The 19,208-nt window shown below is 65.8% G+C and carries 20 protein-coding genes; 9 read left to right on the forward strand and 11 right to left on the reverse strand.

Translation table 11 applies throughout. The annotated features are described in order from the left end of the window. Positions 1 to 136: 136 nt before the first annotated feature. Together aat and infA are read left to right on the forward strand one after the other, a co-directional pair. Positions 137 to 919, forward strand: coding sequence for a leucyl/phenylalanyl-tRNA--protein transferase (aat, locus tag ACTOWJ_RS23935; RefSeq protein WP_441337130.1), 783 nt, complete (start codon positions 137 to 139; stop codon positions 917 to 919). A 104-nt stretch (positions 920 to 1,023) separates the two neighbouring features. Continuing rightward, entirely contained in the window at positions 1,024 to 1,242 is a 219-nt protein-coding gene (infA, locus tag ACTOWJ_RS23940) for a translation initiation factor IF-1 (RefSeq protein WP_031372296.1), read from the forward strand. Positions 1,243 to 1,326: 84 nt separating this feature from the next. Here the strand turns inward: infA and ACTOWJ_RS23945 are convergent, their stop codons facing one another. The 3 genes from ACTOWJ_RS23945 to ACTOWJ_RS23955 form a co-directional block, all read right to left on the reverse strand. Continuing rightward, on the reverse strand, positions 1,327 to 1,521 hold the full coding sequence (locus ACTOWJ_RS23945) for a hypothetical protein (protein WP_441337131.1): 195 nt from the start codon (positions 1,519 to 1,521) through the stop codon (positions 1,327 to 1,329). Positions 1,522 to 1,584: 63 nt separating this feature from the next. Next, positions 1,585 to 1,794, reverse strand: coding sequence for a hypothetical protein (locus ACTOWJ_RS23950; RefSeq protein WP_441337132.1), 210 nt, complete (start codon positions 1,792 to 1,794; stop codon positions 1,585 to 1,587). Between the two features lie 101 nt (positions 1,795 to 1,895). After that, complete coding sequence (locus tag ACTOWJ_RS23955) at positions 1,896 to 2,615, reverse strand: hypothetical protein (protein ID WP_441337133.1); 720 nt, start codon at positions 2,613 to 2,615, stop codon at positions 1,896 to 1,898. Positions 2,616 to 2,701: 86 nt separating this feature from the next. Between ACTOWJ_RS23955 and ACTOWJ_RS23960 the strand changes: the two genes are divergently transcribed. Both ACTOWJ_RS23960 and ACTOWJ_RS23965 read left to right on the forward strand, forming a co-directional pair. Beyond that, positions 2,702 to 3,046: a DUF6491 family protein gene (locus ACTOWJ_RS23960; RefSeq protein ID WP_441337134.1), complete on the forward strand. Its 345-nt coding sequence runs from the start codon at positions 2,702 to 2,704 to the stop codon at positions 3,044 to 3,046. 201 nt (positions 3,047 to 3,247) lie between these two features. Continuing rightward, positions 3,248 to 3,565: a hypothetical protein gene (locus tag ACTOWJ_RS23965; protein WP_441337135.1), complete on the forward strand. Its 318-nt coding sequence runs from the start codon at positions 3,248 to 3,250 to the stop codon at positions 3,563 to 3,565. A 364-nt stretch (positions 3,566 to 3,929) separates the two neighbouring features. On the opposite strand, the gene ACTOWJ_RS23970 is transcribed toward ACTOWJ_RS23965, so the two are convergent. The 3 genes from ACTOWJ_RS23970 to clpS all read right to left on the reverse strand — a co-directional run bounded on the left by ACTOWJ_RS23970 (position 3,930) and on the right by clpS (position 7,175). Beyond that, entirely contained in the window at positions 3,930 to 4,124 is a 195-nt protein-coding gene (locus ACTOWJ_RS23970; RefSeq protein ID WP_441337136.1) for a hypothetical protein, read from the reverse strand. Between the two features lie 358 nt (positions 4,125 to 4,482). Beyond that, positions 4,483 to 6,765, reverse strand: a complete 2,283-nt coding sequence (gene clpA / locus ACTOWJ_RS23975) for an ATP-dependent Clp protease ATP-binding subunit ClpA (protein ID WP_441337137.1) — start codon at positions 6,763 to 6,765, stop codon at positions 4,483 to 4,485. A gap of 89 nt (positions 6,766 to 6,854) precedes the next feature. Next, on the reverse strand, positions 6,855 to 7,175 hold the full coding sequence (gene clpS, locus ACTOWJ_RS23980; RefSeq protein ID WP_441337138.1) for an ATP-dependent Clp protease adapter ClpS: 321 nt from the start codon (positions 7,173 to 7,175) through the stop codon (positions 6,855 to 6,857). Between the two features lie 171 nt (positions 7,176 to 7,346). Between clpS and ACTOWJ_RS23985 the strand changes: the two genes are divergently transcribed. Genes ACTOWJ_RS23985 through hflD form a run of 4 tightly spaced genes read left to right on the forward strand, consistent with a single transcriptional unit; the run spans position 7,347 to position 10,240 of the window. Further along, complete coding sequence (locus ACTOWJ_RS23985) at positions 7,347 to 7,940, forward strand: hypothetical protein (protein ID WP_441337139.1); 594 nt, start codon at positions 7,347 to 7,349, stop codon at positions 7,938 to 7,940. A gap of 1 nt (position 7,941) precedes the next feature. Then, positions 7,942 to 8,436, forward strand: a complete 495-nt coding sequence (locus ACTOWJ_RS23990) for an NUDIX hydrolase (RefSeq protein WP_441337140.1) — start codon at positions 7,942 to 7,944, stop codon at positions 8,434 to 8,436. Between the two features lie 5 nt (positions 8,437 to 8,441). After that, the gene (gene mnmA, locus ACTOWJ_RS23995) at positions 8,442 to 9,632 is read left to right on the forward strand and encodes a tRNA 2-thiouridine(34) synthase MnmA (protein ID WP_441337141.1); all 1,191 of its coding nucleotides are present in this window, start codon (positions 8,442 to 8,444) and stop codon (positions 9,630 to 9,632) included. Beyond that, positions 9,632 to 10,240, forward strand: a complete 609-nt coding sequence (gene hflD, locus ACTOWJ_RS24000) for a high frequency lysogenization protein HflD (protein WP_441337142.1) — start codon at positions 9,632 to 9,634, stop codon at positions 10,238 to 10,240. Before mnmA ends, hflD begins: the two co-directional genes overlap by 1 nt. 811 nt (positions 10,241 to 11,051) lie before the next feature. Here hflD and ACTOWJ_RS24005 read toward each other — a convergent pair. The 5 genes from ACTOWJ_RS24005 to ACTOWJ_RS24025 all read right to left on the reverse strand — a co-directional run bounded on the left by ACTOWJ_RS24005 (position 11,052) and on the right by ACTOWJ_RS24025 (position 15,522). Further along, positions 11,052 to 11,609, reverse strand: a complete 558-nt coding sequence (locus ACTOWJ_RS24005) for a hypothetical protein (RefSeq protein ID WP_441337143.1) — start codon at positions 11,607 to 11,609, stop codon at positions 11,052 to 11,054. Positions 11,610 to 11,791: 182 nt separating this feature from the next. After that, positions 11,792 to 14,392: a bifunctional aconitate hydratase 2/2-methylisocitrate dehydratase gene (gene acnB, locus ACTOWJ_RS24010; RefSeq protein ID WP_441337144.1), complete on the reverse strand. Its 2,601-nt coding sequence runs from the start codon at positions 14,390 to 14,392 to the stop codon at positions 11,792 to 11,794. Positions 14,393 to 14,471: 79 nt separating this feature from the next. Continuing rightward, positions 14,472 to 14,870, reverse strand: coding sequence for a type II toxin-antitoxin system VapC family toxin (locus tag ACTOWJ_RS24015; protein ID WP_441337145.1), 399 nt, complete (start codon positions 14,868 to 14,870; stop codon positions 14,472 to 14,474). A gap of 4 nt (positions 14,871 to 14,874) precedes the next feature. Further along, a complete protein-coding gene (locus ACTOWJ_RS24020; RefSeq protein ID WP_441337146.1) occupies positions 14,875 to 15,099 on the reverse strand; it encodes an AbrB/MazE/SpoVT family DNA-binding domain-containing protein in 225 nt (74 codons plus the stop codon). Positions 15,100 to 15,396: 297 nt separating this feature from the next. Then, the gene (locus ACTOWJ_RS24025; protein WP_441337147.1) at positions 15,397 to 15,522 is read right to left on the reverse strand and encodes a hypothetical protein; all 126 of its coding nucleotides are present in this window, start codon (positions 15,520 to 15,522) and stop codon (positions 15,397 to 15,399) included. A 793-nt stretch (positions 15,523 to 16,315) separates the two neighbouring features. Here ACTOWJ_RS24025 and acnA point away from each other — a divergent pair. After that, positions 16,316 to 19,081, forward strand: a complete 2,766-nt coding sequence (gene acnA / locus ACTOWJ_RS24030; protein WP_441337148.1) for an aconitate hydratase AcnA — start codon at positions 16,316 to 16,318, stop codon at positions 19,079 to 19,081. Positions 19,082 to 19,208 lie beyond the last annotated feature (127 nt).

A 19,208-nucleotide genomic window follows, 5' to 3' on the forward strand; every position in this document is an offset into this window, starting at 1 on the left:
GCAGAACCAGCCTCTCCTGATGCCGAATCACGAATCCCGTTCTGGCTTAGGCTCTGACCAATCCCGAATCCCGAATCCCGAATCCCGAATCCTGAGTCCCAAATCCCGAATCCCGAATCCTGAGTCCCACCGCTCCATGCGCCGCCTTCCCTTCCTGCTCTCGCCCGACCCCGATGCCGAGTTTCCACCCGGCGAGCGGGCGTTGGCGCATCCCGACGGCCTGCTCGCGGTCGGCGGGGATCTGACTCCGCCGCGGCTGCTCAACGCGTATCGGCACGGGATCTTTCCGTGGCCGACCGAGGGCTATCCGCTGCTGTGGTGGTGCCCCGATCCGCGCACCGTGTTCCGCACCGACGGCGTGCGCCTGACCTCCAAGTTCCGGCGCGGTCTGCGCCGCAGCGATTGGACGGTGCGCGCCGACACCGCCTTCGAAGCGGTCATCGCCGCCTGCGCCGCCGCGCCGCGGCCGGGCCAGGACGGCACCTGGATCAGCGAGGAGATGATCCAGGCCTACGTGCGCATGCATCGCCTCGGCCATGCCCACTCGGTGGAAGTGTTCGACGGCGAGCGTCTGGCCGGCGGCATCTACGGCATCGCCATCGGTCGCATGTTCTACGGAGAAAGCATGTTCAGCGCGCAATCGGGCGGATCCAAGATCGCGCTGGCGGCTTTGGCGCGGCGCCTGCGCGACTGGGGCTGGCCGCTGCTCGATGCCCAGGTCGAGAATCCGCACCTGCTGAGCCTGGGCGCGACCGCCCTGCCGCGCGCGCGGTTCCTGGCCCAGGCCGGCGAATTGGCCGCCCAGCCTGGCTTCGAGCCCGGCCCGTGGACCCAGCGGTTCGGCGAAATGCCCGCCGCGCAACTGGCACAGGCGCCCCCGCCGCAGCCCGGCGACACGGCCCCCAGGCCAGCCGATTAACGGATTTTTGCTCCTGGGCCGTTGCCGTGGCAGAATGCGCGGCTTCGCGGGCGCGCGACGCCCGATCCTTGCGGACCGCACCGGTCCACCTTTTTGAGAGACACATGGCAAAAGACGACGTGATCGAATTCGAGGGCACGGTGGCGGAAACTCTTCCGAACACCATGTTCCGCGTGCGTCTCGAAAACGGGCACGAAATCATTGCCCATATCTCGGGTCGCATGCGCAAGAACTACATCCGCATCCTCACCGGCGACAAGGTCAAGGTCGAGATGACGCCCTACGACCTGACCAAGGGTCGCATCACCTACCGCATGAAGTAATCGCGGTAACTCTTTGAAAAAAGGCGGCCATTGGCCGCCTTTTTCATGCCAGCAGACCGCGCTTCCGGCCTGCGGACCGCCCTGCTACAAGGGGCACAGGTACCGTTTCAGACACAGCGTATGCCGGGCCGCGCAATCGCTGCCGCCATTGGCGACACAGGCCTGGTACTTGGTGTAGCACTCCAGGCACTGGCTAGGGATAGCGCTCGCGGTTGCGACCAGCGACCCGGCGAATACGAATGCGGCCAATGCCGCCAGCGTCCATCGCTTCGATTTCATGATCGATCTCCGTCTTGTTTGACTAGCTCGCTACTCGCCGCTGCGCGGCGTCGGGCCGAGGCCTTACTCCAAAGGACAGCCCGCGCCGATCAGGCAGCGGCTGAACTCGGCTTCGCACTCGCCGTCGTGCTGCCCCCCGCTCTCGTACATGCACACGTTGTAGGCGATCCGGCACTCCTGGCAGGGACTGAGCGGCGGACGGGCGAGCGCGACGGTCGAAGCGGCGAAGACGAATGCGGCGGTGGCCGCGAGGGTGAGCTTGCGCATTTTCATGGATGCATCCTTTTCCTTGGATCGGCGCGGGACGAGACCCGGCCGGAGTGGTTGCGCCCGCGAGCGGACGCAGTGGCGAATACCGACGACAGGGCCGGCGGTTACAACGGGCAGTTGTTGCGGCGCAAGCAATCGTTGAGGCGGATCTCGCAGTTCAAGCCTCCCAACTGCTCGCATTTGTTGTAAGTGTTCCAGCACGTCTGACAGGCATCGGCGGCGGAGCTGGCGGTGCCGGCCAGCGCGCAACCGAATACGAATGCGGCGAGCGCGGCGAAAGAACGCTTGGACAACTTGGTCATGATCATCTCCTGATCGATGAGACAGCCGCTCTGGGCTGCCGCCCACGCGATCGCGGGCGAGGCCGACGCTAGCACCGCGGCGCGACGCGTGCCGGGGCGCACTGCCGTAATCGGAACGGCGTCCGGGAACGCGACGGCCGGGGCCGCGCTGCGCACCCCCCGGCTGTTCCGAATCGGCCGATTCGATGTTGCCGCGCAACAAGCCGCGAACGCTGCGGGATCGTGCGGGTCGCCGACACCGACCAGGCGCATCGCCGATCGCCCCCGCTTCGGTCGGCGCACTGTCGGCCGATCGTCTCGGCCGATCGGTTGCTCCGGATTCGTCGCAACCCTGATCCGGCGCGCGGCATCGCGTGCGCATCGAAAACCTCGCGCGCACGATTCGCCGTTCGCAACGCCGCGCGACCGCGCATCGCAGCCGATCGCATCGCGGCCATGCTCGCCGGGTCCGTGCGTGGCCGTCGACGGATGCCGTCGACGCGAAAAAGGTTTAAAGCGATGTCGCGACACGACGAAGGTCATGGCGACTTTATGCAGGCTCCACGCGAACCGCATGCCGATAGATTGCGCCGAGGGCTCAATCCGAGCCGCCATCGCGATCGGCCTCCATGAAGACTCGCATCGTCGCCCTCCCCTTGCTTGCGCTCGCCTCGCTGACGTCCGCGCACGCCGACACGCTCACGCAATGCGTCGATCTCGATGCGAGCTGGCAACTGGCGCGCGCACGCAACGCGGTGCTGCTTAAACACGATCGCAGCCACTACCGGCTCGATCTGCAGTCCGCCTGCAAGGATCTCAACACCTCCGGGAAGCTGGAAATCACCGCCGAACAGCGCAAAAACCGGCTCTGCCCGAGCGGCAGCGAGATCGTCACTTCGCGCGACCGTTGCGCGGTGAGCGCGATCCAGGACATCGACGCCAACGCGTTCGAACGCGCGCGCCGCACGCGTTGAAGTCGAGTCGATACGGGCCGGCCTTCGCGACGCCGATTCGCCGAACGCGCGACGCGACACGGTCATGCCGAAGGTCATGCCATGACGAAGGTCACCACGACTCCTCCAGATTTGCACACGAGCACGCATCGATAGATTGCGCTGCAAGATCGAACCGCCCCCACCGAGGATGTCTCCATGATGTTGCCCACAAGGATTGCGTTGGCCACCCTGCTCAGCCTCGCCGCGAACGCCGCGTTCGCCGCTCCGCTCGACGCCTGCGTCGACTTGGCCAAGCCCAGGATTTCGCGTCTCGGCGATAAGGCCGTGCTGATCAAGGACGCGGACAGTTTTTACCGCCTGAACGTCAAGGCCTGCTCCGACCTGGGCTATACCCAGCAGTTCCGAATCTCGACCGACAAGCAAAAAGGCCGGCTCTGCCCGAGCGGCACGCGCGTGCTGACCAACCGCGACAACTGCGAAGTGATCCTTGCGGAGAAAATCGACGAGGCGGCCTACCAACGACACGGCGGACGTTGATTCGCGCACCGCGGCCGGCTTCTAGCGACGGCCGCGGCATCGACCTGGTGCAGCATCGACATAGTTGCAATGGCGCAGGCGACCCGGCGGTCGCGGCTTGCGCCGCTCCTGCAGGGGGCTACCCGAGGCCATCGCATCGCGATGAAGCCCCTGCAGGAGCGGTCCAAGCCGCGATCAACCGAAGAGACCGAATACCACGCTCCCCAACCGAAGCCCCGCCTCTTCGGACGCTTTTACCCACTCCCCAACTGCCCCGAAGCGCGCCCCCTTCGATCGCCGCCCAATCACGGCTCAGCACGCCAAAGTCGCCCACAGCATCCGCCGAGCCGAAACCGCAACGGATGCTCGCGGCCGCGACCGGCGACTACCCGCAGCTGTAACGATGCAGGCACTGATTGAGCTGGGTCTTGCAGTTCGGCGACCCGAGCTGCACGCACCGCGAGTACGTCGTCCAGCAACGCTCGCAGGGGTCGTAGGCATAACTGGCGGTACTGGCTAACGCACAACCGAACACGAACGCCGAGATCGCGGCGACAGAACGCTTGGACAATCGGGTCATGGCTCTCTCCTGGTCGATGAGGCAGCCATTGAGGCTGCGGCCCGCGAGATCGCGAGCGGGCCCGAAACTAGCACCGCCTCGGCGACGGCTGTCGGGACGCATGGCGGCAATCGCGGCAACTCGCAGTTCGGGCACACGCACCTGCATGTTGGCGGGCAATTCGCCTCGACGCGCCTGGCACCCTGCGGTCCGCGATCGGCGCATCGCCACTCGGCGCGCTCGCTCCCCGTCCCATCGGCGACGACCGAGGCTTTGTCCACCATGTCCGGTTACGAAAAAGGCGGCCCGAGGGCCGCCTTTTCTTCGCGCGATCGCGCCATACAAGATCCGCGCCACCCAAGATCCGCGCCACCCAAGATCACACCGTCGCCGGCAACAGCCTCTCCGGTTCGGCCTGCGCGTCGACCACCAGTTGATCGTCCTTGACGTCGATGGTGACCCGGCCGCCGCCGATCAGCTTGCCGAACAGCAGTTCGTCGGCGAGCGGACGCTTGATCTGATCCTGGATCACCCGCGCCATCGGACGCGCGCCCATCAGCGGGTCGAAGCCGTGCTGGGCCAGCCAGTCGCGCGCGGTCGGCGTGGCGGTCAGGGTCACGTTCTTCTCGTGCAGCTGGCTTTCCAGTTCGATCAGGAACTTGTCGACCACGCGCAGGATGTGCTCGAAGCCCAGCGCCTGGAACTGCACCACCGCGTCGAGGCGGTTGCGGAATTCCGGACTGAAGCCCTTGCGGATCACTTCCATCGCATCGGTGGAATGGTCCTGCTTGGTGAAACCGATCGAACGCCGCGAGGCCTGCGCCGCGCCGGCATTGGTGGTCATCACCAGCACCACGTTCTTGAAGTTGGCTTCGCGACCGTTGGTGTCGGTCAGGGTGCCGCGATCCATGACCTGCAACAGGATGTTGAAGATGTCCGGATGCGCCTTCTCGACCTCGTCGAGCAACAGCACGCAGTGCGGGGTCTTGACGATCTTCTCGGTCAACAGGCCGCCCTGGTCGAAACCGACGTAGCCCGGAGGCGCGCCGATCAGGCGGCTGACCGAATGTGGTTCCATGTACTCGGACATGTCGAAGCGCACCAGCTCGATGCCCAACTGCAGCGCGAGCTGCTTGGTCACCTCGGTCTTGCCCACGCCGGTGGGACCGGAGAACAGGAAGTTGCCGATCGGCTTGTCCGGATTGCCCAGGCCCGAGCGCGCGAGCTTGATCGCCGAGGCCAGGGTCTCGATCGCCGGATCCTGTCCGAAGATCACCATCTTGAGGTTGCGTTCGAGATTGCGCAGCACGTCCTTGTCGCTGGCCGAAACCTGCTTGGTCGGGATGCGCGCCATCTTGGCCACGATCATCTCGACTTCCTCGATATCGATCACCGACTTGCGCGCCGACTCGGGCAGCAGCCGTTGCCGCGCGCCGGCCTCATCGATCACGTCGATGGCCTTGTCGGGCAGCAGACGGTCGCCGATGTGCTTGACCGACAGATCGACCGCGGCCTGCAGCGCCTCGTCGGCATAAGTGACGCCGTGGTGCGATTCGTATTTGGGCTTGAGACCTTGCAGGATTTCGTAGGTCTCGCCCACGGTCGGCTCGACGATGTCGATCTTCTGGAAGCGCCGCGCCAGCGCGCGATCCTTCTCGAAGATGCCGCGGTATTCCTGGAACGTGGTCGAACCGATGCAGCGCAGCTCGCCCGAGGACAGCGCCGGCTTGATCAGGTTGCTGGCGTCCATGGTGCCGCCGCTGGCGGAACCGGCGCCGATGATGGTGTGGATCTCATCGACGAACAAGATCGCCTCGGGCTGCTTCTTGAGCTGCGCGAGCACCGCCTTCAGGCGCTTTTCGAAATCGCCGCGGTACTTGGTGCCGGCGACCAGCGCGCCCAGGTCGAGGGCGAAGATGGTGGCGTTGCGCAGCACCTCAGGCACTTCGCCGTCGACGATGCGCTTGGCCAGGCCTTCGGCGATCGCGGTCTTGCCCACGCCGGCTTCGCCGACGTAGAGCGGATTGTTCTTGCGCCGGCGGCACAGCACCTGGATGGTGCGTTCGACTTCATCCGCGCGGCCGACCAGTGGGTCGATCTTGCCTTCGCGGGCGAGCTGGTTGAGGTTGCTGGCGAACTCGGCCAGGGCGTCGGACGACTTGCCGTCCACGTCCGGACCCTCCGGCGGCTTGGCTTCTTCCTCGTGATGACCGTGGCTGTCCTCGCCGCTGTGCTTGACGATGCCGTGGGACAGGTAATTGACCACGTCGAGCCGGGCCACGTCCTGCTGGTTGAGGAAGTAGACCGCGTGCGAGTCCTTCTCGCCGAAGATCGCCACCAGCACGTTGGCGCCGGTGACTTCCTTCTTGCCCGAGGACTGTACGTGGTAGACCGCGCGCTGCAACACCCGCTGGAAGCCCAAAGTGGGCTGGGTGTCGCGGTCGACGTCGTCGGGCAACACCTGGACCGAGGTCGCGATGGCTTGTTCCAGGTCGCTGCGCAATCGCGCGAAGTCCGCGCCGGTGGCCTTGAGCACGGCCTCGGCGGAGGGGTTGTCGAGTAGCGCGAGCAGCAGATGCTCGACCGTCATGTACTCATGGCGCGCCTCGCGGGCGCGCTTGTAGCACTGGCCGATGCTGTATTCGAGATCCTTGCTGAACATGGGGCGGAGCCTCCAGGACGTATGCACGCTACGTGGGGGCGCTCGCCGGCTTTTCCATGCCCCGCCCCCGGGCGGTGCTCAGCTCCCTTTTAGGCCTTTTCCATCGTGCACAGCAAGGGGTGCTGATGCAGTCTTGAAAATTCGTTCACCTGAGCGACTTTGGATTCGGCGACTTCGCGCGTGAAGACGCCGCATACGCCGCGGCCGCGGGTATGGACGTGGAGCATGATCTGGGTGGCTTTTTCGACGTTCATCGGGAAAAAGCGCATCAACACCTCGATGACGAAGTCCATCGGGGTGTAATCGTCGTTAAGCAGCAGTACGGAATACAGCGGCGGACGGGCGACTTCGGGCTTGCCGGTTGCCACCAGCACGCCATGACTGTGTTCTTGTTCGGTCTGTTTTGCCATTTCGCGATTATAGACGTCTGCCCCATGCCGGCGTGGAGCATGGGGCCGTGGAGAGGGTCGCGTCGCGACATGGACGCGTGCACGGCCGCATTGCAAAATGCCGTAGCGCCGCCATCTACTGCGGAGCCGTCGGTCCAGATTGCGCCGATGCTGTCGAATTCAAGGACCGTCATGCGCCCGATCCGCCATTTGCTGCCCGCCGTGCTCGTGTCGCTGCCGCTGCTGGCGGCCGGCCAGGCGCTGGCCGCCGATGCGGCCAAGCCCGCCGCGCCGGCCTCCGCCCCCGGCAAGCTTGCGCCGGCCAAGGCCGACCGCAACGATCCGGCGCGGGTCGAACCCGACCGCAGCGAGTCCCAAGGCGGCGACCCGCGCGTGCGCGCCCAGCTCGACGCGCTGGGCTACAAGTACCAGGTCGACAAGGACGGCGATTTCGTCCTGACCTTCGCCCTGGACAAGGACCGCAGCCAGATGGCCTACGTGCTGTCGGGCACCCAGCGCTACGGCAAGCTGGAAGTGCGCGAGATCTGGTCGCCGGGCTACCGCGGCAGCGACAGCCAGCTGCCGGGCGACGTCGCCAACCGTCTGCTCGAGGACAGCCAACTCAGCAAGATGGGCGGCTGGGTCAAGCAGGACGGCGTGGCGGTGTTCGTGGTCAAGCTCGACGCCGGCGCCTCGCAGGAAGACCTGGACGACGCGATCGATTACGTGGTCCGCGCCGCCGACGAGATGGAATCCGAACTCACCCCCGCGCAGGACGAATTCTGACGTGAGCTACCGCGAAGGCCGCTTCTGGCAACCCGACGTCACCGTCGCCACGATCGTGATCGACGACGGCCGCCTGCTGATGGTGGAAGAAAACGTCGGCGGACGGCGCGTCATCAACCAGCCCGCCGGCCACCTGGAGCCGGATGAGAGCCTGCGCGACGCGGCCCTACGCGAGACCCTGGAGGAGACCGCCTGGGACGTGCGCCTGACCGCTTTCGTCGGCGCCTATCAGTGGAAAGCGCCGGCCCAGCCCGACGGCTCCGGCGGGCGCCACTACCTGCGCTTCGCCTTCGCCGCCGAACCGGTGCGCCACCACGCCGGGCGCAAGCTCGACGAGGGCATCGTGCAGGCGCTGTGGATGACTCCGGCCGAGTTGCAGGCGCGTTCGGCCGAGCATCGCAGCCCGTTGGTCTGGCAGGTCGTCGCCGATTACCTCGGCGGGCGCCGGCACTCGCTCGACCTGCTGCAGCATTCGGTCGCGCCCGAAGCGCTGTGATCGCGATGTCCAGGTCGGCCAACACCATCGTGGGCATGTCGGGCGGAGTCGATTCCTCGGTCGCAGCCCTGCTGTTGCGCGATTCCGGCGAAGCCCTGTCGGGCTTGTTCATGCAGAACTGGGCCGATGACGATGCGCAGGACAGCGCGAGTGCCGCCGAAGGCAGGAAGCCGAAAGCGACCGGCAGCGGCGATTGCCGGGCCGAGGACGACCGCCGCGACGCGGTCGCGGTGTCCGGCCGGCTCGGGTTGCCGATCCATTTCCGCGATTTCTCTGGCGAGTACTGGGCCGGGGTGTTCGAGCACTTCGTCGCCGAATACGCGGCCGGCCGCACGCCCAATCCCGACGTGCTGTGCAACCGCGAGATCAAGTTCAAGTATTTCCTCGACGCAGCGCGCGAACTGGGTGCCGACTACATCGCGACCGGCCACTACGCGCGGGTCGATCAGGCCGGCGGCCGCTTCCGTCTGCTGCGCGCGCTCGACCGCAGCAAGGATCAGAGCTACTTCCTGCATCAGCTGGGCCAGGCACAACTGAGCGCGACCAAATTCCCGCTCGGTGAACTGCTCAAGCGCGACGTGCGCGAAATGGCGCATTCGGCCGGGCTGCCGACCGCGGCCAAGAAGGATTCCACCGGCATCTGCTTCATCGGCGAACGCGATTTCCGCGAGTTCCTGTCGCGTTATCTGCCGGCGAAACAGGGCGAGATCCGCACTCCGGACGGGCAGCTCGTCGGCGCTCATCCAGGCGTGTTCTACTTCACCCTGGGCCAACGCGAAGGCCTCAACATCGGCGGCGTGCGCGGCTTCGAGCCCGCGCCGTGGTACGTGATCGGCAAGGATGTCGTCGGCAACGTGCTGTACGTCGACCAAGGCAGCGACAGCCCGTGGCTGCAATCGCGCACGCTTTGGTCGGAGGCCGCGCACTGGATCGACGGCGCGCCGCCGTCCACGCGCTTGCGCTGCAGCGCGCAGACCCGCTATCGCCAGTCCGACCAGGAATGCGAGGTGCGGGTGCGCGACGACGGCACGCTGGAGGTCCACTTCGACCAGCCGCAGCGCGCGGTCACGCCCGGACAATCGCTGGTGCTCTACGACGGCGAGGTCTGCCTCGGCGGCGCGGTGATCGCCGCCACCGACGCGCCAGTCCCGGGTTCCACGCTTTCAACCCCTTCTCTTCTGACGACGACTCCGTAATGGCCGAACTTTCCGAACGCGTCCTCGCCCTCGCCGGCCTGGCCCAGGCCCTGGCCCAGGTGCGGCGTATCGCCGACACCGGACAGGCCAATGCGGCCGTGCTCGGCACCTGCCTGGACTCGGTGTTCCGCATCGACGCCTCCTCGCCGGCCGCGGTCTACGGCGGCCTGGACAATCTGCGCCCCGGCCTGGTGCTGGTGCAGGACTATTTCACCAACCGCGCCAAGGACGAGCATCTGCCGCGCCTGGCGTTGGCGGTGCTGCAACTGGAGCGGCGCTTCGTCCGCGACCAGGCCATGACCGACAAGGTTCTGCGCGGCATTCACGAACAAGCCACCGCCGCGCACCGCCTGGGCAGCAGCCACCCGGACGTGATCGCCGCGCTGGGCACGCTGTACGCCGACAGCCTGAGCCATCTGCGCCCGCGCGTGCTGGTGCAGGGCAATCCGCACTACCTCGGCCAGCCCGGCGTAGTCGCCGAAGTGCGCGCCGTGCTGCTGTCGGCCGTGCGCTCGGCGGTGCTGTGGCGGCAACTGGGCGGCGGCTATTGGGATTTTCTGCTGCGCAAGCGGGCGATGGTGGATTCGGTCGAAGCTCAGCTCGGCTGAGGTTCGGCCCCGGCGGCTTGGAGGCGCGGCGTCAGCTGCGGCCACGAGACTTCGATAATTGCGCTGCGCGCTGGCGGCCACGAGGTCGCAGCTCGCGCAGCTCCTACAGCGGGTTACCCGACCTTCGAATCCGCGAGCGGCCTTTGTAGGAGCGGCGCGAGCCGCGACCGCGGCACTTCGATAACTGCGCCGCGCGCTGGTGGCCACGAGGTCGCAGCTTGCGCAACTCCTACAGCGGGTTACCCGACCTTCGAATCCGCGAGCGGCCTTTGTAGGAGCGGCGCGAGCCGCGACCGCGGCACTTCGATAGTTGCGCCACGCGCCGATGGCTACAGGGTCGCAGCTTGCGCAGCTCCTACAGCGGGTTACCCGACCTTCGAATCCGCGAGCGGCCTTTGTAGGAGCGGCGCGAGCCGCGACCGCGGCACTTCGATAACTGCGCCGCGCGCTGGTGGTTGCGTGGTCGCAGCTCGCGCAGCTCCTACAGCGGGTTACCCGACCTTCGAATCCGCGAGCGGCCTTTGTAGGAGCGGCGCGAGCCGCGACCGCGGCACTTCGATAATTGCGCCAGACGCCGGTGGCCACGAGGTCGCAGCTTGCGCAACTCCTACAGCGGGTTGTCCGACTTTCGAATCCGCGGGTGGCCTTTGTAGGAGCGGCGCGAGCCGCGACCGCGGCACTTCGATAGTTGCGCCAGACGCCGGTGGCTGCGTGGTCGCAGCTTACGCAGCTCCTACAGGGAGGCTATCCAACTGCACCGCCTCGGGACGGAGCGACTTTGGCAGCGGTGCCGGGGCCGCAACCCGGCGCGTCAGTAATTCATGCGGTACTCGCAACCCACCATGGTTTTGCCCGGATGGGTCGTGATCGTGCTGACGGTCTGCACGATCGTGGCCTCGATGCCGTCGCCGATCGGCTGTACCCGCACGGTGCGCGTGCGGATGTGCTTGGCCAACGGCTCGGTGCTCGGGGCGAGTTTCAGCTTGGTCGACAAGGCATCGACGTGATCGCCGTCCAGCACCGCCAACAGGGCTTGGGCCGGCATCATCACCTGCTGGGTCGTATGGCCGTATACGGTCACCGGCTTGGGCAGGTTGAACACGGCAACGAAGGCGTTCTTCTCGTCCTTGACCAGGCTCCATCCCGCCAGCGCCGGCTGCGCGGGCTTTTCGTAATACACCGGAGTCAGCGCGCTGCCCAATCGTTCGAACTCGGCGCGACTGGCCTGGCAGGTCAGCACCTTGACCAGTTCGGCCTGCACTTGTGCCGCGTCCCGGTATTTTTCGTCTTCGGCGGCGGCCGCCAAAGGCAGAGCGAAGCTCATCGCCAACACGGCGGTCGGTACAAAACGGAGCGAGCGTGGGTTCATTGCGAAATCCTTATCGAGGTGTCTTGAAGACGAACGGACGTGCCCGAATCCCCCACTCGCCTGCTGGCGAGGATCGATGCGCTCCAGTCCCGATGCGCTGCAGGTAACGATGCAGCCGTCGGCAAAGAAAAACCCCGGCGATGGCCGGGGTCTTCTTGGTGCGCGCCGCGCCGCCGGACCGGTCAGGCGGCGGCGACGGTGTCGGCGACCTGCTTGTAGTCTTCGATCTGGTCGAAGTTCATGTAGCGATAGATCTTGTCGCCGTCGGCCTTGAGCACGCCGACGTCCGCCATGTATTCCTCGCGGGTCGGGATGCGACCCAGACGCGAGCAGATCGCCGCCAGTTCGGCCGAACCCAGATACACGTTGGTGTTGCGGCCCAGACGGTTGGGGAAGTTGCGGGTCGAGGTCGAGAATACGGTCGCGCCCTCGCGCGCCTGCGCCTGGTTGCCCATGCACAGCGAGCAGCCCGGCATTTCCATGCGCGCACCGGCCGTACCGAAGGTGCCGTAGTGGCCTTCCTTGGTGAGCTCGGACGCGTCCATCTTGGTCGGAGGCGCGACCCACAGACGGGTCGGAATGTCGCGCTTGCCTTCCAGCAACTTCGCTGCGGCCCGGAAGTGACCGATATTGGTCATGCACGAGCCGATGAAGACCTCGTCGATGACCGCGCCGGACACGTCCGACAGGGTCTTCACGTCGTCCGGATCGTTCGGGCAGGCCACGATCGGCTCGACGATCTCGTTGAGGTCGATGTCGATGACCGCGGCGTACTCGGCGTCCGCGTCGCCTTCCAGCAACTGCGGGTTGGCCAGCCAGCCTTCCATCGCCTTGATCCGGCGCTGCAACGAACGCGGGTCGGCGTAGCCTTCGGCGATCATCCACTTGAGTAGGGTGATGTTGCTGGTCAGGTACTCGATGACCGGTTCTTTATCGAGCTTGACCGTACAACCGGCGGCCGAGCGCTCGGCCGAGGCGTCGGACAGTTCGAAAGCCTGTTCGACCTTGAGCTGCGGCAGTCCTTCGATCTCCAGGATGCGACCGGAGAAGATGTTCTTCTTGCCCTGCTTGGCGACGGTCAGCAGGCCGCTCTTGATCGCGGCCAGCGGAATCGCGTTGACCAGATCGCGCAGGGTCACACCGGGCTGCATTTCACCCTTGAAACGCACCAGCACCGACTCGGGCATGTCCAGCGGCATGACGCCGGTGGCCGCGGCGAACGCGACCAGGCCGGAGCCGGCCGGGAACGAGATGCCGACCGGGAAACGGGTATGCGAATCGCCGCCGGTGCCGACGGTGTCGGGCATCAGCATGCGGTTGAGCCACGAGTGGATGACGCCGTCGCCAGGACGCAGCGCGATACCGCCACGATTGCTGATGAAGGCCGGCAGATCGTGATGAGTCTTGACGTCGACCGGCTTCGGATACGCGGCGGTGTGGCAGAACGACTGCATCACCAAGTCGGCCGAGAAGCCCAGGCAAGCCAGATCCTTCAGCTCGTCGCGGGTCATCGGACCGGTGGTGTCCTGCGAACCCACCGAGGTCATCTTCGGCTCGCAGTAAGTGCCTGGACGGATGCCCGGCTGCACGCCGTTGGTTTCCGGCAGGCCGCAGGCGCGGCCGACCATCTTCTGCGCCAGCGAGTAACCCTTGCCGGTGTCGGCCGGGTTGGTCGGCAGGCGGAACAAGGTCGAAGTCGGCAGGCCCAGCGCTTCACGCGCCTTGGCGGTCAGGCCGCGGCCGACGATCAGCGGGATGCGGCCGCCGGCGCGGACTTCGTCGAGCAGCACGTCGGACTTCAGCGCGAACTCGGCGATGACCTGCCCGTCCTTGATCGCCTTGCCCTCGTAGGGACGCAGTTCGACCACGTCGCCCATGTTCATCTGCGACACGTCGAGCTCGATCGGCAAGGCGCCGGCGTCTTCCATGGTGTTGTAGAAGATCGGCGCGATCTTCGAACCCAGGCACACGCCGCCGAAGCGCTTGTTCGGAATGAAGGGAATGTCTTCGCCGGTGAACCACAGCACCGAATTGGTGGCGGACTTGCGGCTGGAACCGGTACCGACCACGTCGCCGACGTAAGCGACCAGATGGCCCTTGTCTTTCAGCGATTCGATGAAAGCGATCGGACCGCGCTTGCCGTCTTCTTCCGGCACGATGCCGTCGCGCGCGTTCTTGAGCATCGCCAGCGCGTGCAACGGGATGTCCGGACGCGTGGTCGCGTCGGGCGCGGGCGACAGGTCGTCGGTGTTGGTTTCGCCGGTCACCTTGAACACGGTGATGGTCATGCTCTGCGGCACTTCCGGACGGCTGGTGAACCACTCTGCGTCGGCCCAGCTCTGCAGCACGCCCTTGGCATGCGCATTGCCCTTCTCGGCCTTTTCCTGCACGTCGTGGAAGGCGTCGAACACCAGCAGGGTCTTCTTCAGGGCTTCCGCGGCGATCGGCGCGACCTGGGCATCGTCGAGCAGCTCGACCAGCGGCAGGATGTTGTAGCCGCCGAGCATGGTGCCGAGCAGTTCGGTCGCGCGTTCGCGGCTGATCAGCGGGTTCTTTTCGCTGCCCAGGGCGAGTGCAGCCAGGTAGGAGGCCTTGACCTTGGCCGCGTCGTCGACACCGGCCGGCACCCGATAGGTGATCAGGTCGAGCAGAAACTGTTCCTCTCCGGCCGGCGGCGCTTTCAGCAGTTCGATGACATCGGCGGTCTGCTGGGCGGTCAGGGGCAGCGGCGGAATTCCCAGCGCGGCGCGCTCGGCGATGTGGTGGCGATAGGCTTCCAACATGAACAATTCTCCGCGTGGATCTTGGTGGTGATGAAACTGGGTGGTGAAGGCAATAAAGAAACGGGATGGTAAAGATTGCTCAGGCTTGCGGCACGATCAGCTTCAGGCCCTTGAAGTAATCGCGATAAAACGTGTCGTTCCAGGTGATCAGGCCGTCGCATTGCAGCAAGGCATGGGCGCCGATCAGAAAATCGCCGAGGCGGCGCGATCCGCTGCCGCGCTGGCGGTGACGCCGATGCATCTCGCCCGCCCGCAACGCCGACTTGGCTTCCAGCGCGCTGAAATGGATGCCCATTTCTTCCAGCGCCTCCTGCACCTCGGCGCCGCCTCGCAGCGCCGCGCAGATCTCGGCCAGGCTGATGTCGCACACCACCACGCGGCCGCCGACCAGGCTTTGGCGCAGGCAGGACTCGACTGCGTCCGCCTGCGGGCCATCGCTCAGCAGTTCGATCAGTACCGGCGAATCGACCGCGATCACCGGCTCATTCCTCGTCGCGCACCGCGCGCGCGGCGTCTTCGCTGGAGCCGAAACCGTCCAGGGCGAACTTGCCTCGTGCCTTGGAAATGGCGTCGTCGACGCTTTTGCGCAGGATGATGCGGCTGCCGTCCAACTCGACCTTCAGCAGCGTGCCCTTGGTCAGGCCGAGGGCATCGCGCACCGCTTTGGGAAGGGTGATCTGGCCCCGCTCGGCGACAGTGGCTTCCATGGGTACGCTCCAGAAGGTATGCGCGCATTATACATACCTGAGCCGGCATACCGATCTGGTTGGCGGCTTGTGTGGCGGCTCTTATCAGTCGGAAAGTGAACCCGTTTCGACTATAAATCTTATTTATTACAAATAGTTATCTTCTATTTCCAATGTTGTCTCGGCAGTCGCCGACATGCCAGCCCCGGCATATAGGGCCATCGCCGTTCAGGCAGCGGTGGGCGCCGACCATCGCGCGAACCGGCGGCGACAAGCAAGAGCGTTGTCGCTAAGAAGACACGTGTCGCCAGCGGTAAGTCAGGTGTCGCCACGATCGGTCAAGCTCGCGCGCAGCTTCCCGGTATGCACGCGCCCCGCCTGGAAGCTCACCCGCCAACGCCGTCCGAACTCGTCCTCGATGATGGCGTACGAGTCCTGGGCCACGAAGGGCGCCAGCGTGGCGAGGAGTCGGTCCGACTCGATCGCGACCCGCAGGGTCTCGCGCGGGATACGGCATCGCCGACCAGCGGAACCCAGTCCCCGGCCAGCGCGATCACGTTGCCTTCGCCGTCGCGAACGCGTCGATCGCGTTGTGGTGGTCGAGCCCCACGATCGCACCGTCCGTCCGGTCCACGACGGACCGGCCAGAACGGCTGTGCGAGCGCGTCGTCCAACGACGCGGCGCGGGCGATCCGTTGGGCATTGTCTTCGCTGCTGCGGAACTGCGAGGCCTGGGTCAGCGACTTTTTCGCATTGGCCCGCTGGAGCGCTGCCAGCGCGGTGCGCTCGTCGGCGATGCGGATTCGGGCATCGGTACAACGCGCGTAATAGCTCATGTGCCGCCTCAGGCAGCGGGCGATCGCCGCGCAAGAAAGGCTTCGACAAGTCGGCGCACGCAAAGACGTGTCGGGGCCACGCGTCGTCTTGCCGTCCAGGTCGCATCGACCCGATATCGCATGCTCACGCAACACTGCGTTGTCCGCGGCGACGCAGCCATTGCGGAAAGACCCCGAAGACGCGCGAAACACGCGACGAAACCCTGCGAAACCACAGGCGCCCCGGGAGGCCGGCCGCCACCGTGGTCAAATCACGTCGACACCGTGTGCACATCGGCCGCTCGGCAACTGATGGATAATCCGGCCACAGACCCCGCCACGCACAGCGCCGCCCGGTCCACCGCAAGCAGATCCTCGCCCGGCGCGAGGCGCGAGCCAGCACCTCTATAGGAGTTCACCGCATGAGCGACTCGTTTTCCACCCGCCGCCAGCTGTCCGTCAACGGCCGCGACTACACCTACTTCAGCCTGCCGGTCCTGGGCGAGCGCTACGACATCAGCCGCCTGCCCTACTCGATGAAGATCCTGCTGGAGAACCTGCTGCGCCACGAAGACGGCGGCGCCACGGTCGGCAAGGACCACATCGAAGCGGTCGCGCAGTGGGACGCGAAAAAGGAACCCGACCAGGAAATCGCCTTCATGCCGGCGCGCGTGGTCCTGCAGGACTTCACCGGCGTGCCCTGCGTGGTCGATCTGGCGGCGATGCGCGACGCGGTCAGCAAGCTCGGCGGCAAACCTTCGCAGATCAATCCGCTGATCCCCTCGGAACTGGTGATCGACCACTCGGTCCAGGTCGACGTGTTCGGCAGCCCCGAGGCGCTGGACCTCAACGGCAAGATCGAATTCCAGCGCAATAAAGAACGCTACAGCTTCCTGCGCTGGGGCCAGAAGTCGTTCGAGAACTTCAAGGTGGTGCCGCCCAACACCGGCATCGTCCACCAGGTGAACCTGGAGAACCTGGCGCGCGTGGTCATGGGCCGCGAGGTCGACGGCGACCTGCTCGCCTTCCCCGACACCGTGTTCGGCACCGACAGCCACACCACCATGATCAACGGCATCGGCGTGCTCGGCTGGGGCGTGGGCGGTATCGAAGCCGAGGCGGCGATGCTGGGCCAGCCCTCGTCGATGCTGATTCCGCAGGTAGTCGGTTTCAAACTGACCGGCCAGTTGCCCGAGGGTGCGACCGCGACCGACCTGGTCCTGACCGTGACCCAGATGCTGCGCAAGCACGGCGTGGTCGGCAAGTTCGTCGAGTTCTTCGGCGACGGCCTGCAGCACCTGCCGCTGGCCGACCGCGCGACCATCGCCAACATGGCCCCCGAGTACGGCGCGACCTGCGGCATCTTCCCGATCGACAGCGAATCGCTGACCTACCTGCGCCTGTCGGGCCGCTCGGAAGAACAGATCGCCCTGGTCGAGGCCTACGCCAAGGCCCAGGGCCTGTGGCACGAAGCCAACCAGCCGCATGCGACCTACTCGGCCACGCTCGAACTCGACCTGGGCGAGGTGCGTCCGTCGATGGCCGGCCCCAAGCGCCCGCAGGATCGCGTGCTGCTGGAAAACGTGCACAGCAACTTCGCCGAAAGCCTCGGCCCGCTGATCGCCAACCGGAAATCCAAGGTCGGCTGCGCGATAGAGGAATTGAAGGCCGAAGGCGGCGATCAGCCGCAGGCCAATCACCTGGCCGCCAAACCGGTGTCGAAGATCCGGATCAAGGAGCAGGACGCCGAACTGTGCGACGGCTCGGTGGTGATCGCCGCGATCACCTCGTGCACCAACACCTCCAACCCGGCGGTGATGCTCGGCGCCGGCCTGCTCGCGCGCAACGCGGCCAGGCTGGGTCTCAAGTCCAAGCCGTGGGTCAAGACCTCGCTCGGACCGGGCTCGCTGGTGGTCACCGATTACCTGAAGAAGGCCGGCGTGCTCGACGACCTGGAGAAGCTCGGCTTCTACGTGGTCGGCTACGGCTGCACCACCTGCATCGGCAACTCCGGCCCGCTGCCCGACGAAGTGTCCAAGGGCATCGCCGAGAACGAGTTGGTGGTGGCCTCGGTGCTGTCGGGCAACCGCAACTTCGAAGGCCGCGTGCATCCGGAAGTCAAAGCCAACTACCTGGCCTCGCCGCCGCTGGTGGTGGCCTATGCCATCGCCGGCACAGTCAATATCGATTTGACCCAGGAACCGATCGGCAAGAGCAGCGAAGGTAACGACGTGTACCTGCGCGACATCTGGCCGACCAACAAGGAGATCGGCGACATGATCGCCGCAACCGTGGGCCCGGAGCTGTTCGCGCAGAACTACGCCGACGTGTTCAAGGGCGACACCCGCTGGAACCAGATCGCCTCGCCCGACGGCGAGTCGTTCCAGTGGGACGAGTCCTCGACCTACATCAAGAACCCGCCCTATTTCGACGGCATGACCATGGAAGTGGGCAGCATCGACGACGTGCACGGCGCGCGCGTGATGGGCCTGTTCGGCGATTCGATCACCACCGACCACATCTCTCCGGCCGGCAACATCAAGAAGGATTCGCCCGCCGGGCGTTTCCTGCAGGAGCGCGGCGTGCAGCCCGCCGACTTCAACAGCTACGGCAGCCGCCGCGGCAACGACGACGTGATGGTGCGCGGCACCTTCGCCAACATCCGCATCAAGAACCTGATGTTCGGCGGCGAAGAAGGCGGCAACACGCTGTATTTCGGCAAGGACGGCGGCCAGGGCGAGAAGCTGGCGATCTACGACGCGGCGATGAAGTACAAGGCCGACGGCGTGCCGCTGGTGGTGTTCGCCGGCAAGGAATACGGCACCGGTTCCTCGCGCGACTGGGCGGCCAAGGGCACCAACCTGCTCGGCGTCAAGGCAGTGATCGCCGAGAGCTTCGAGCGCATCCACCGCTCCAACCTGGTCGGCATGGGCGTGCTGCCGTTGCAGTTCAAGGACGGCGAAAACGCGCAGAGCCATGGGCTGGACGGCTCGGAAACGATCGAGGTGATCGGCCTGGACGACGGCAAGGCCAAGACCGCGACGGTGGTGGCGAAGAAGGCCGACGGCAGCGAACAGAAATTCGAGGTCAAGGTGCTGCTGCTGACGCCGAAGGAAGTCGAGTACTTCCGTCATGGCGGTATCCTGCATTACGTGCTGCGGCAGTTGGCGGCGAAGAAAGCGGCTTGATTGGATCGAGTCGCTGAGTAACTTGCCGCAGTCTGCTTCAGCGCCCTGCGCGGTCCAGTGAAAAAATGAGCGGCTTCGGTCGCTCATTTTTTTGTTGTCATGCGTCGCCTAAAGGCCTCGCGACAAC

Source organism: Lysobacter sp. CA199, from assembly GCF_052078715.1.
Lineage (GTDB): Bacteria > Pseudomonadota > Gammaproteobacteria > Xanthomonadales > Xanthomonadaceae > Lysobacter.